This is a genomic window from Pseudomonas sp. ICMP 10191 (assembly GCF_001467335.1).
Lineage (GTDB): Bacteria > Pseudomonadota > Gammaproteobacteria > Pseudomonadales > Pseudomonadaceae > Aquipseudomonas > Aquipseudomonas cerasi.
On the sequence record NZ_LKGW01000106.1, the window covers coordinates 39,960 to 52,546 of the forward strand.

At 59.6% G+C, this 12,587-nt stretch carries 10 protein-coding genes; 8 read left to right on the forward strand and 2 right to left on the reverse strand.

The window, feature by feature from the left end:
* Window positions 1-199 precede the first annotated feature (199 nt).
* From AO388_RS12215 to AO388_RS12250, 8 genes are all read left to right on the forward strand, one after another.
* Window positions 200-1,096, forward strand: coding sequence for a TauD/TfdA dioxygenase family protein (locus tag AO388_RS12215; RefSeq protein ID WP_058416525.1), 897 nt, complete (start codon window positions 200-202; stop codon window positions 1,094-1,096).
* 16 nt (window positions 1,097-1,112) lie between these two features.
* Window positions 1,113-1,994, forward strand: coding sequence for an ABC transporter ATP-binding protein (locus AO388_RS12220; protein WP_058416526.1), 882 nt, complete (start codon window positions 1,113-1,115; stop codon window positions 1,992-1,994).
* A gap of 91 nt (window positions 1,995-2,085) precedes the next feature.
* Window positions 2,086-2,952, forward strand: a complete 867-nt coding sequence (locus tag AO388_RS12225; protein ID WP_058416527.1) for an ABC transporter permease — start codon at window positions 2,086-2,088, stop codon at window positions 2,950-2,952.
* A gap of 38 nt (window positions 2,953-2,990) precedes the next feature.
* Window positions 2,991-4,010: an ABC transporter substrate-binding protein gene (locus AO388_RS12230; protein ID WP_058416528.1), complete on the forward strand. Its 1,020-nt coding sequence runs from the start codon at window positions 2,991-2,993 to the stop codon at window positions 4,008-4,010.
* 626 nt (window positions 4,011-4,636) lie between these two features.
* The gene (locus tag AO388_RS12235; protein ID WP_096105869.1) at window positions 4,637-5,620 is read left to right on the forward strand and encodes an RHS repeat-associated core domain-containing protein; all 984 of its coding nucleotides are present in this window, start codon (window positions 4,637-4,639) and stop codon (window positions 5,618-5,620) included.
* A 306-nt stretch (window positions 5,621-5,926) separates the two neighbouring features.
* Window positions 5,927-7,045: an efflux RND transporter periplasmic adaptor subunit gene (locus AO388_RS12240; protein WP_003432315.1), complete on the forward strand. Its 1,119-nt coding sequence runs from the start codon at window positions 5,927-5,929 to the stop codon at window positions 7,043-7,045.
* A complete protein-coding gene (locus AO388_RS12245; protein WP_058397811.1) occupies window positions 7,042-8,127 on the forward strand; it encodes an efflux RND transporter periplasmic adaptor subunit in 1,086 nt (361 codons plus the stop codon). Before AO388_RS12240 ends, AO388_RS12245 begins: the two co-directional genes overlap by 4 nt.
* Complete coding sequence (locus tag AO388_RS12250; protein WP_044308748.1) at window positions 8,124-11,225, forward strand: efflux RND transporter permease subunit; 3,102 nt, start codon at window positions 8,124-8,126, stop codon at window positions 11,223-11,225. Before AO388_RS12245 ends, AO388_RS12250 begins: the two co-directional genes overlap by 4 nt.
* Before the next feature lie 52 nt (window positions 11,226-11,277).
* On the opposite strand, the gene AO388_RS12255 is transcribed toward AO388_RS12250, so the two are convergent.
* Complete coding sequence (locus AO388_RS12255) at window positions 11,278-11,778, reverse strand: hypothetical protein (protein ID WP_003432318.1); 501 nt, start codon at window positions 11,776-11,778, stop codon at window positions 11,278-11,280.
* A 137-nt stretch (window positions 11,779-11,915) separates the two neighbouring features.
* Window positions 11,916-12,542 carry a class I SAM-dependent methyltransferase gene (locus tag AO388_RS12260; RefSeq protein WP_003365905.1) on the reverse strand — a complete coding sequence of 209 codons (627 nt, stop codon included), beginning with the start codon at window positions 12,540-12,542 and terminating at the stop codon, window positions 11,916-11,918.
* Between the last annotated feature and the right edge of the window lie 45 nt (window positions 12,543-12,587).

The following is a 12,587-nucleotide window of genomic DNA, read 5'->3' on the forward strand; positions in this document are numbered from 1 at the left end:
TTCGGATGAGGCGCCGACCCTAGCAAGGCGGTCTTACACTTGGATGTATCTGTCGTGACACATTTATGCTGGCTGACGCTACACAGCGAGGCAGTGAAAAAATCAGCACTATGGATATTCCTTAACGGTATTTAAATTATCTTTCTTATACCTATAGAGTTTCGTCTTTCAGTCACACAGCCCTGGAGTCGGAGTTCTCATGCCAGCAGCCTCCCTCGCTTCATCGTCCGCTCAACCTGCTTCGCAATCCTTCGAAGTGCGTCCATTCACCGAAAAGGTGGGCGCTGAAATCGTTGGGCTGGATCTGTCCAGGCCGTTGAAAGATGCCGACTTCGCTCGTGTGCATCAGGCACATCTGGATCACCATGTCGTGGTGTTTCGCGATCAGCAGATCACGCCGCAACAGCAGATCGATTTCAGCCGGCGTTTTGGGGTGCTGCAGATCCATGTGCTCAAGCAGTTTCTGTTGGCCAACCATCCGGAAATCCTGATCGTCTCCAACATTGTCGAGAACGATAAGCCTGTGGGCCTGGGCGATGCCGGCAAGTACTGGCATTCGGACCTGTCTTACAAAGAGCTGCCGAGCCTGGGCTCGATGCTTTACGCTCAGGAGCTGCCAAGTGAAGGCGGCGATACGCTGTTTGCAGACATGCACCTGGCGTGGGAAACGTTGCCGCAACACCTGCGCGATGCAGTCGCAGGGCGTTCGGCGGTGCACAGTTACACCGCACGCTACGCCGAGGGCCATAACGCCGCCAACTGGCGTCCGACCCTGACCGCCGAGCAACTGGCTCAGGTGGTGGAAGTCAGCCACCCGATCGTTCGCACCCACCCTGAAAACGGGCGCAAGGCGCTGTTCGTCAGCGAGGGTTTCACGACGCGCATCCTCGGTCTGCCGGAAGACGAGAGCCGTCAGATTCTCAACGAGATTTACGCCCACAGCGTGAAGCCCGAGCACATCTATCGGCACCAGTGGCAGGCCGACGACATGGTGTTCTGGGACAACCGTTCCCTGATCCATCTGGCTGCCGGCTGCCCGGCGCACCTGCGTCGCAAACTGCATCGCACGACCATTCAAGGCACCGCGCCATTTTGATCCAGGAGAGCCGTTCATGAATGCTGTCGCGCAAGGCCACACGGCCAGCACCAGCACCCAACCGCAACCGGCTGAACAGCCGACTGCTGAAGCCTTGCTGCAAGTTCGCGGCGTCAGCCTCGAATACCGCACACCAGAACGTGTGGTACGGGCGACGCATCAGGTCAGTTTCGAAGTCGATCCGGCCGATCGTTTCGTGCTGCTCGGCCCATCCGGTTGCGGCAAGTCCACATTGCTCAAAGCCGTAGCCGGGTTCATCCGGCCCAGCGAGGGCGAGATTCGTCTGGCGGGTCATCAGGTCACCGAACCTGGCCCGGACCGCATCGTGGTGTTTCAGGAATTCGACCAGTTGCCGCCGTGGAAAACCGTGATCGAGAACGTCATGTTTCCGCTGCTGGCATCACGCACCCTGAAGCGTCCCGAAGCGCTGGAGCGTGCACATTACTACCTGGAAAAGGTCGGCCTTAGTGCGTTTGCCGATGCCTACCCGCACACCTTGTCCGGTGGCATGAAAGCCCGCGTGGCGATTGCCCGGGCCTTGGCCATGCAGCCGAAAATCCTGCTGATGGATGAGCCGTTTGCCGCGCTCGATGCACTGACCCGACGCAAGATGCAGGAAGAGCTGCTTGAGCTGTGGGAAGAGGTGCGCTTTACGTTGCTGTTCGTCACGCACTCCATCGAAGAAGCGCTGGTGGTCGGTAACCGCATCCTGCTGCTGTCACCGCATCCGGGCCGCGTACGGGCGGAAATCAACAGCCATCAATACGACCTGAAAAGCCTGGGCGGCGTTGGCTTTCAGCAGACCGCGCAGCGTATTCATCGTTTGTTGTTCGATGAGGGCGAGGCCGGGCCGGTGGAGCAGGATCTGAATTTTCAGGACATCCGGATTGCTTACTAGGCGACTGCCTTGATCGTTCCCACGCTCCGCGTGGTAATGCCTTTCAGGACGCTCCGCGTCCTCTCTACACGATTACCGGGAAACCCGAATCATGAGCCTCGCACCTCCCGCTCGCGAAGAATATGAAATCACGCTGGAGCCTTTCACTCAGGAAGACCTGGCCCGCGACCTGCCCCTGGCACAGCGCATCTGGCAACTGGGCTGGGTGCGCAAATGCATCATCATGATCGCCCTGGCGGTGATCTGGGAACTGGCTGCACGTCTGCAGAACAACGACCTGCTGTTGCCGAGCTTTCTGCAAACGGCGGCCGCCTTTTATGACGGGCTGATCTCCGGCGAGCTTCCAGGCAAGGTGTGGATTTCCCTGACCGTACTGATTCAGGGCTACCTGATCGGCATCGTGCTGGCGTTCGCCCTGACCACCCTGGCAGTGTCCACCCAACTGGGCCGCGACCTGCTCGGCACGCTGACTGCGATGTTCAATCCGCTGCCGGCCATTGCCCTGTTGCCGCTGGCGCTGCTGTGGTTCGGGCTGGGCCAGAACAGCCTGATCTTCGTGCTGGTGCATTCGGTGCTGTGGGCGCTGGCGCTCAATACTTATGCGGGCTTTCTCGGTGTCTCGGAAACCCAGCGCATGGCCGGGCGCAACTATGGTCTCAAAGGCCTGCGCTTTGTCTGGCACATCCTGATTCCTGCTGCGCTGCCATCGATTCTCGCCGGTCTGAAAATCGGCTGGGCCTTTGCCTGGCGCACGCTGATCGCCGCCGAGCTGGTGTTTGGCGCGTCCTCCGGCAAGGGCGGTCTGGGCTGGTACATCTTCCAGAATCGTAACGAGTTGTATACCGACAAGGTCTTTGCCGGTCTGGCAGCGGTGATCCTCATCGGCCTGCTGGTCGAGAACCTGCTGTTCGCCAACATCGAGCGCCTGACCGTCAAGCGCTGGGGCATGCAGCGTTGAAACGCCGTCTTTTTTTGAATAATCAGGGTGGGAACCACATGAACACTGCATTTCAACGCCCGGCACTGACTGTGCTGGCGGCGACGCTTGGCTTGTTTGGCGCGCTGCTCAGTGGCGGCGCTCAGGCTGAAGGCAAGATCAGCATCGCTCAGCAATTCGGCATCGGCTACCTGATCCTCGACGTGGTGCGCGATCAGAAGCTGATCGAGAAACACGGCAAGGAGCAGGGTCTGGATATCAAGGTCGACTGGAACAGCATCTCCGGTGCCACGGCGATGAACGAAGCGCTGCTGGCCGGCGCGCTTGACGTGGTGTCGGCAGGCGTGCCGCCGATGCTGACCGTCTGGGACCGCACCAAGGGCAAGCAGAACGTCAAGGCGATTGCCTCGCTGGGTTCGATGCCCAATTACCTGCTGACCAACAACCCCAGCGTCAAGACCCTCAAGGACTTCACCGAAAAGGACCGCATCGCCGTACCGGCTGCGGGCGTGGGCTTCCAGTCGCGCACATTGCAGATCGAAACCGCCAAGCTGTTCGGTAACGACAACTACAAGAAATTCGACAACATCTCGGTCAGCCTCGCGCACCCGGACGCGACCTCCGCGCTGATTGCCGGTGGTTCGGAAATCAACTCGCACTTCTCCAGCCCGCCGTTCCAGTACCAGGAACTGGAGAACCCCAACGTGCATAAGGTGCTCAGTTCCTATGACGTGCTGGGCGGCCAGGCGACGTTCAACGTGCTCTACACCACCGAGAAATTCCACGACGAAAACCCCAAGACCTACAAGGCGTTCTACGACGCGCTGGCCGAAGCCGAGAAGATCATCAAATCCGACAAGCCTGCTGCCGCGCAGACCTACATCCGCGTCGAGCAATCGAAACTGCCGTTGCCACTGGTAGAGAAAATCGTCGCCGACCCGGAAATCGACTTCACCGTCACGCCGCAGCGCACCTTTATCTACGCCGAGAAACTGCATGAGCTGGGCGTGTTGAAAAACAAGGCGGCGAGCTGGAAGGACTACTTCTTCGAAGAAGCGCACGGCACCGAGGGCAGTTGATCGACGCGTTTTGAAGATGACGCGGAGCGTCATGAAGGGCATTCCCACGCGGAGCGTGAGGAACGATAGAAGATCTCCCGGGCGCCTATCGTTCCTCACGCTCCAGCGTGGGAATGCCGTTCTGGACGCTCTGCGTCCTCTTCTGAACAAATCAGGTTACTTCCGCTCACGAAAAACCTGTCCTGCAGGACCTTTCTTTCAGTCTTTTCTCTTTCCTGCGTATGACCTTTCCTAGAAAATCCCGGGCCCTTGCGCCTGCCAAATCCGCACACTAGGCTGCGTCGGTCGCTGGTTTTTCAGCGATCGGGTTTAGCAGCCTGTCCAGAGACACGCAGCGCAATTACCGTTTTATGGCGGCTTTGCGTGGGGCACTTTCGAGTGCGCCGGGTCTGTGTTCTCTACCGGTCTGCTAACCCGCGTCAAAGTCGCCACCCTTGTTTGTTTAGCAGCAGGCATCTGATCAATATGGCCAAGGCCGAGCTGGAGCGCTCGCTGGAATGCGTCCAGAACCCCTGACATCCCTGATGCAACCTAGCAGTTCTACGAGTAGCCGCTGCGGTCCCTGCAATGCATTGTGTGCTTGAAGAGGCCTGTCTCGCTAATCAAGACCACTCCGGTTACTCGCCATGCGCCAGCAAACTACTCTGTGCCGTTACCGCTACGACGCGCTTGACCGGCTCGCGGCTCGCACGCCTGCGGCAGGGACCATTGCCCGCTCGTACTATCAGTCCGACACCTTGGTCAGCGAGATTCAGGGTGCAGAACACGTTCGATTCCTGCATCACGGTCGTCAGTTGCTGGCCACGCAGTCAGCGCTCGCCACGCTGTTGATCGGCTCGGACCAACAGCACAGCGTGCTCCACACCGTATCGGCCAGCTTGTCTGACCCTATCGCTTACACCCCCTATGGGCATGGGCAAGCGTTGAACCAACTGCCAGGCTTCAACGGTGAGCGCCCCGATCCATTGACCGGTCATTATCTGCTGGGCAACGGCTATCGCGCCTATAACCCTGTTCTGATGCGCTTCAACAGTCCCGATAGCCTGAGTCCGTTTGGCAAGGGTGGAATAAATGCCTATGCGTATTGTGCGGGGGATCCGGTCAATCGATCTGATCCGACGGGGCATGGCTTTCTTGAGGATGTGGAAACTTCCCTCTACATCGGTGCTGCAATTCTGAGCGGCATTATTGGTTTGCTGGCGGTCCGTGCACCTATAAGAGCTGTACTAAAAGGTGTCAAAGTGAAGCCTCAGGCTGTCGCCAGCAATAACCTGGCTTTTCCCGTTCAGGAGACAAGAAGACCGGCGAATACAGCGGAAAAAATCTCGGCATTCACCGGAGTGTCTGCACTGGTTGCCACTTCGGCATGGGCCACTTCCTTCGTTCTGACAAAAACTGACCCTGAATCGCCAGCAATTCGCCCACTGAGGATTGCCGCTATCCTTATTGCTTACCCGACGGCTGGGCTGCGTGGCTGGTCAATTGCTCGTTCCATAATGGACAAACGGGTCCAGAAAGCAGTGCCTGTGCTTCTTAAAGGCCCTGCCATGAGACGCTCAAGTAATACGTCGAACATTAGTAATGCTTCGGTCATCCGAACGGCCTTGTGATATTTGCTACCACTTGTCAGGCACCTTCCCCCCGATACTGACCTTTCTGGCAGTAGCCCCTCATCCCGAATCGGTTCAGGCTGAAGCCTTTACTCCATCATCAGGGATCGATCACGGCTCTCCTCTGCCGATACACTTACGACCCGCCGGACCACATTTCTTCGCTGACGCCACTCGCTCAAGCCGTCTCCCGGCGCTTCTACAACGCAAGCCCCAATGAACCCTCCCTCTCGCACACAGTCGCATACTCACGCTATTCTCTCGCCCTGATCACGCCCGCATCCGGCAGTTGCACAAGGAGTCTGCATGCCCGTTCGTATTTCAAGACTGGTTACGTTCGGTCTGGCTGCTGCATTGGCGGCGCTGGCCGGTTGTGGCGAGGAAAAACCGGCGGCGCCCGAACTGCCCAGGGTTTATGTGCAGACGGTAAAAAGTGCCGACTTCGCCGCCAGTGTCGCCCTGACCGGTGATGTTCAGGCGCGGGTGCAGACCCGGCTTTCATTCCGGGTCAATGGCAAGATCATTCAGCGTAATGTCGATGTGGGCGACCGGGTCACTGCCCGGCAGGTGCTGGCGCGGCTCGACCCCAAGGATCTGCAGGTCAATGTCGACTCGGCCGCTGCTGCTGTGGCCGCCGAGCAGGCCCGCGTGAATCAGGCCAGCGCTGCTTTCGTCCGACAACAAAAGTTGTTGCCCAAGGGCTATACCAGCCGCAGCGAATATGACTCTGCACAGGCCGCCTTGCGCGGCAGTGAAAGTTCGTTGAAGGCGGCGCAGGCGCAATTGGCCAATGCCCGTGAACAACTGGGTTACACCGCTCTGGTCGCTGACGCACCGGGTGTGATCACCGCGCGTCAGGCTGAAGTCGGGCAAGTGGTGCAGGCCACCATGCCGATTTTCGATCTGGCGCGCGACGGTGATCGCGATGCGGTGTTCAACGTCTACGAGTCCCTGTTCGTCAAGCCGCCCACTGATCAGGCCGTGCAGGTCACGTTGCTCGATAACCCGACTATCAAGGTCAGCGGCAAAGTGCGTGAAGTGACTCCGGCGGTGTCGGCGCAAACCGGCACCTTGCAGGTCAAGATCGCGCTGGACCCGCTGCCTGAAGGCATGGACCTCGGCTCGGTGGTCAGCGTGGCACTAAGCGCACCGGCCAATGCCAGTGTCGAGTTGCCATGGGCGGCGCTGACCAAGGACCTCGGCGAGCAGTTGGGCAAGCCTGCCGTGTGGGTGGTGGACGAGCAGGGCAAGGTCAATCTGCGCAAGGTCACCGTCACCCGTTACCTGACCGCCAAAGTCATCATCGGCGACGGGCTCAAGAGTGGAGAGAAAGTCGTGGTGGCAGGCGGACAGTTGTTACACCCGGACATGCAGGTCGACATTGCCGAACAGCCCAAGCAGCAGAACGCACAGGTGCAGCCATGAAGCGTCTGTCATGCGTAGCGCTGGGCAGCCTTTTGTTGAGCGGCTTACTATTGAGCGGTTGTGGCAAGGATGAAACACCTCCTGAACCGGTGCGTCCTGTCGTCTTCGTCGAAGCCCGACCTGAGTCCGTCCAGGATTTCGGGCGCTTTGCCGGCAATATCCAGGCGCGTTATCAAAGTGTGCTGGGCTTTCGGGTCGCGGGGCGCATCGCCCGGCGCGACGTCGACGTCGGCGCTGAAGTCAGGAAAGGCGATTTGCTCGCAACCCTCGATCCGACCGATCAACAGAATACAGTGCGTGCCCGGCAGGGCGACCTGGCCAATGTTCAGGCGCAGTACATCAACGCCCAGGCCAATGCTCGCCGCCAGCAGGAACTGTTCGATCGCGGCGTCGGTGCCCAGGCGCAACTGGACATCGCCCTGACCGATCTGAAGACCGCCAGCTCATCGCAGGAACAGGCCAAGGCCGCGGCTCAACAGGCCCGCGACCAATTGAGTTACAGCGAGCTGCGCAGTGATCACGACGCAGTGGTCACCGAATGGAAAGTCGAAGCCGGGCAGGTGGTGACAGCCGGTCAGGAGGTCGTGACCCTGGCGCGGCCGGACATCAAGGAAGCGGTGATCGACCTGCCCGATACACTGGCCGACCAATTGCCGTCCGACGTGGTATTCACCGTCGCCAGTCAGCTGAATCCGGAAGTGAACACCACCGCCACCCTTCGTGAAATCGAACCCCAGGCCGACCGCACGACGCGTACTCGTCGTGCGCGTCTGTCGCTGGCGCAAACGCCAGCGGCGTTCCGCCTGGGCACGGCCATCAGCGTGACGCTCAGTTCGACCATCACACCGCGCATGCGCCTGCCGATCAATGCCCTGCAGGAAGTCGATGGCAAACGCCAGATATGGATCGTCGATCCGCAGAGCCAGACGGTCAACCCCAGAGCCGTCACTATTACCAGCCGTGACAGCGACTCTTTCGTGCTGACCGATGGCGTCAAAGCGGGTGAAAAAGTGGTGAGCGCGGGCGTCAACAGCCTCAAGCCGGGCCAGAAAGTCAAAGTCGATGAGGAAAGCCCGCGATGAAAGGGAATTTCAATTTATCCGAGTGGGCCATCAAGCATCAGTCGTTCGTCTGGTACCTGATGTTCGTCGCGCTGTTGATGGGCGTGTTTTCCTACATGAAGCTTGGGCGCGAGGAAGACCCGTCCTTCACCATCAAGACCATGATTATCCAGACCCGCTGGCCGGGCGCGACGGTGGACGAGACCCTCGAGCAGGTCACCGACCGCATCGAGAAGAAGCTCGAAGAACTGGACTCGCTGGACTACGTGAAGAGCTACACACGACCGGGCGAGTCCACAGTCTTCGTGTACCTGCGTGACACCACCAGTGCCAAGGCGATACCGGAAATCTGGTATCAGGTGCGCAAGAAGGTCGATGACATTCGTGGCCAGTTCCCGCAGGGGCTGCAAGGCCCGTCGTTCAACGACGAGTTCGGCGATGTATACGGCTCGATCTATGCGTTTACCGCAGACGGTTTCTCGATGCGTCAGTTGCGGGACTACGTCGAGAAGGTTCGCGCCGACATCCGCGACGTGCCTGGCCTGGGCAAGGTCGAGATGATCGGTCAGCAGGACGAAGTGGTGTACCTGAACTTCTCGACACGCAAACTCGCAGCATTGGGCATCGACCAGAGCCAGGTGGTGCAAAGCCTGCAATCGCAGAACGCGGTGACGCCTGCCGGTGTTATCGAAGCCGGGCCGGAGCGGATCTCGGTACGCACCTCCGGGCAGTTCGCGTCCGAGAAGGATCTGGCTGCGGTCAATCTGCGCATCAATGACCGTTTTTACCGTCTGAGCGACATTGCTGACATCACCCGCGGCTACACCGATCCGCCCAAGCCACTGTTCCGCTTCGATGGCAAACCGGCGATCGGCCTGGCCATCGCGATGCAGAAGGGCGGCAACATCCAGTCCTTCGGCAAGGCGCTGCACGAACGTATGGACGCTACCACAGCGGAGCTGCCAGTCGGCATTGGTGTGCACAAGGTCTCGGATCAGGCCGAGGTGGTGAACAAGGCTGTGGGCGGCTTCACCAGCGCGTTGTTCGAGGCGGTAATTATCGTGCTGTTGGTCAGCTTCGTCAGTCTTGGGTTTCGCGCAGGGTTGGTGGTTGCGTGTTCGATTCCGCTGGTACTGGCGATGGTGTTCGTGTTCATGGAATACAGCGGCATCACCATGCAACGGATTTCCCTCGGCGCGCTGATCATCGCCCTCGGCCTGCTGGTGGATGACGCCATGATTACCGTGGAAATGATGGTCACACGGCTGGAAATGGGCGAATCCAAGGAGCAGGCCGCGACGTACGCCTACACCTCGACAGCGTTCCCGATGCTCACCGGTACGCTGGTGACTGTGGCTGGCTTTGTGCCGATCGGACTGAACAACAGCTCGGCGGGGGAATACACATTCACACTTTTTGCCGTGATTGCCGTGGCGATGCTGGTGTCGTGGGTGGTTGCCGTGCTGTTTGCGCCGGTGATCGGCGTGCACATTCTGAGCGCCAACATCAAGCCCAAATCCGAAGAGCCGGGCCGCATAGGCCGGGCATTCAACGGCAGCATGCTCTGGGCCATGCGTCATCGCTGGCTGGCGATTGCCATCACGGTAGGGTTGTTCGCCGCGTCGCTGTTCTCCATGCAGTTCGTGCAGAACCAGTTCTTCCCGTCTTCGGACCGCCCGGAAATACTGGTCGACCTGAACCTGCCGCAGAACGCCTCGATCAACGAGACGCGCAAGGTAGTGGATCGTTTTGAAGCGAGCCTCAAGGACGATCCGGACATCGAGCGCTGGAGCACCTACATCGGCCAGGGCGCGTTGCGTTTCTACCTGCCGCTCGATCAGCAGCTGGAAAATCCGTTCTACGCCCAGCTGGTGATTGTCAGTAAAGGCCTGGAGGAGCGTGGCGCGTTGACTGCCCGTCTGCAAAAACGCCTGCGTGATGACTTCGTCGGCATCGGGTCCTATGTGCAGGCGCTGGAAATGGGCCCGCCGGTGGGTCGTCCGTTGCAGTATCGCGTCAGCGGCGAGAACATCGACAAGGTACGCCAGCACGCTATCGAACTGGCTACGCTGCTCGATCACAACCCGCATGTGGGCGAAGTGATCTACGACTGGAACGAGCCGGGCAAGGTCCTGCGCATCGACATCAACCAGGACAAGGCCCGGCAGTTGGGTCTGTCGTCGGAAGACGTCGCCAAGCTGATGAACAGCGTGGTCAGTGGTTCTACCGTGACCCAGGTGCGCGATGATATCTACCTGATCAACGTGATCGGGCGTGCTGAAGATGCCGAGCGCGGCACACCGGAAACCCTGCAGAACCTGCAGATCGTGACGCCGACCGGCACGTCGATCCCGCTGCTGGCGTTCGCCACGGTCGGTTACGAGCTGGAGCAGCCATTGGTCTGGCGCCGCGATCGCAAGCCGACCATCACGGTGAAAGGCGCCGTCCGCGATGCAATTCAGCCGACTGATCTGGTCAAGCAGCTGCAACCGGAAATCGACAAGTTTGCCGCAGGTCTGCCGGTCGGCTACAAGGTTGCAACCGGCGGTACGGTCGAAGAAAGCAGCAAGGCGCAGGGGCCGATTGCCAGCGTTGCGCCGCTGATGCTGTTCCTCATGGCGACGTTCCTGATGATTCAGTTGCACAGCATTCAGAAGATGTTTCTGGTGGCCAGTGTCGCGCCTCTGGGGCTAATCGGTGTGGTGCTGGCGCTGATCCCGACGGGGACGCCACTGGGGTTCGTGGCGATTCTCGGGGTGCTGGCGCTGATCGGCATCATCATCCGCAACTCGGTGATTCTGGTGACCCAGATCGATGCCTATGAGCGCAGTGGGTATCTGCCTTGGGACGCTGTGGTCGAAGCCACCGAGCATCGCCGTCGTCCGATCCTGTTGACGGCGGCAGCGGCCAGCCTGGGTATGATTCCAATCGCCCGAGAGGTGTTCTGGGGGCCGATGGCCTACGCCATGATCGGCGGCATCATCATCGCCACGCTGCTGACCTTGCTGTTCCTGCCAGCGTTGTACGTGGCCTGGTATCGCATCAAGGAACCGACCGATGAACAGCGTCGCGAAGCAGCTGACAAGGATGACGGCGAGCACGCGCAGCCAGCGCATTGAGGTCGGCGTGCCCTGCCGCCTGTGACGCGGGGCAGGGCTGCCCACCCGGCAATCAGTCGGTCTCGTCTGCGTCTTTGACGTCGATCGTGGACAGGCTGAGGTTGGCGAACCGTACCGGGCCGTACGGTGAAGCCAGCCTTGAGTTTGAGAGCGAGAAGCGGAACGTGTTCGAAGGCGCCGACAGATTCACGAAGCATTTTTCAAGCGCTTCTCCGAACGTAACGTCGCCTGAAAAATGTTCCCACTCTTCAGTGGCGAGGCCAATGACCGGTGTCAGATTCAGCGCGCCCTCTTTGTTGTAACCTCCCACGGCTATAACAAAGAGCGCCTCGTCTAATTTCAGGTCTGCGCTATGCACATCGAACTCGATATGCAGGGTAGAGTCAGGCAGCGCATTGATAAATTGGCTTACGGTCACTCCAGTCGCATCCAGTTTGATGCTCTGCCCATCCCCTGCGGGCCAAGGCTTGAAGTCAGGATCAAAGCCCTCCGGTGCTGCCCAGTACTTGAGATCGTCGCTGAAGTTGCCGTTTTTCACGAATTCGGTCGCCATGATCAGTTCCTTTGATCGGTTCAAATGGATTCCATTGCCAGCCGCCTGCGTAGGCGGATGGGAGTCCATCCTAAGGCGCGTGAGTATTTGCCGATACTGTCAGAAGTAACAGCACGCGGACTGCACAGCGCCGGACATCACTGACGCCGCCAGACACTCGCCAGCCACGGCTGCTGCTCTCTCGGCAATCCGGCGGGGCGGTAGTAATGCTCCAGTTCGATAAAGCCGGCTTCGGTCAGCAATGTGCGCCATGACTCCAGGTCGTGATAAGCGCCGTAACGCTCGCCGTTCCAGCCTTCCTGATTCTCACCACGCGGGTTGGAGCTGAACAGCACGCCGCCCGGCTTGAGCGCGTCATGCAACTGACGCAGGACGCGCGGCAGCTCCTGTTTGGGGATGTGAAACAGCACCGCGTTGGCGAAAACGCCATCGAAGCGGCCGTGCGGCAGGTCGAGTTCGAGGAAGTTTTGTTGCAGCACTTCGCATCCGGTCTCGGCACGGGCCATCTCGGCGAAACGTTCGGACCCGTCGAGCCCGACCGCCACATGGCCCATCGCGGTAAACGTTTTCAGGTCGCGGCCCGGCCCGCAGCCGAAATCGAGAATCTGCCAGGGTGCCGGTCCTTCGATATGCCGCAGCAGGGCGTCGATGTTCTGGCTGACGTCGTGGTCGCGGGTGCCTTCGCGAAAGTCGTCGGCCACGCGGTTGTAATTGTCGAGGGTCGCGGAGGTGATCTGCGCAAGGGTCTGTGGATCGAGTTTCATCAAGGGCGGTCCGGTAAAGGAAGACCGCCAATATACCCTCGCTGC

What these genes read in the sequence shown, in the direction of transcription:
- AO388_RS12260 (WP_003365905.1), bottom strand. Translation starts at nt 12,542, where the DNA reads ATGAAACTCGATCCACAGACCCTTGCGCAGATCACCTCCGCGACCCTC.
- AO388_RS12220 (WP_058416526.1), top strand. Translation starts at nt 1,113, where the DNA reads ATGAATGCTGTCGCGCAAGGCCACACGGCCAGCACCAGCACCCAACCG.
- AO388_RS12225 (WP_058416527.1), top strand. Translation starts at nt 2,086, where the DNA reads ATGAGCCTCGCACCTCCCGCTCGCGAAGAATATGAAATCACGCTGGAG.
- AO388_RS12245 (WP_058397811.1), top strand. Translation starts at nt 7,042, where the DNA reads ATGAAGCGTCTGTCATGCGTAGCGCTGGGCAGCCTTTTGTTGAGCGGC.
- AO388_RS12235 (WP_096105869.1), top strand. Translation starts at nt 4,637, where the DNA reads ATGCGCCAGCAAACTACTCTGTGCCGTTACCGCTACGACGCGCTTGAC.
- AO388_RS12250 (WP_044308748.1), top strand. Translation starts at nt 8,124, where the DNA reads ATGAAAGGGAATTTCAATTTATCCGAGTGGGCCATCAAGCATCAGTCG.
- AO388_RS12230 (WP_058416528.1), top strand. Translation starts at nt 2,991, where the DNA reads ATGAACACTGCATTTCAACGCCCGGCACTGACTGTGCTGGCGGCGACG.
- AO388_RS12240 (WP_003432315.1), top strand. Translation starts at nt 5,927, where the DNA reads ATGCCCGTTCGTATTTCAAGACTGGTTACGTTCGGTCTGGCTGCTGCA.
- AO388_RS12255 (WP_003432318.1), bottom strand. Translation starts at nt 11,778, where the DNA reads ATGGCGACCGAATTCGTGAAAAACGGCAACTTCAGCGACGATCTCAAG.
- AO388_RS12215 (WP_058416525.1), top strand. Translation starts at nt 200, where the DNA reads ATGCCAGCAGCCTCCCTCGCTTCATCGTCCGCTCAACCTGCTTCGCAA.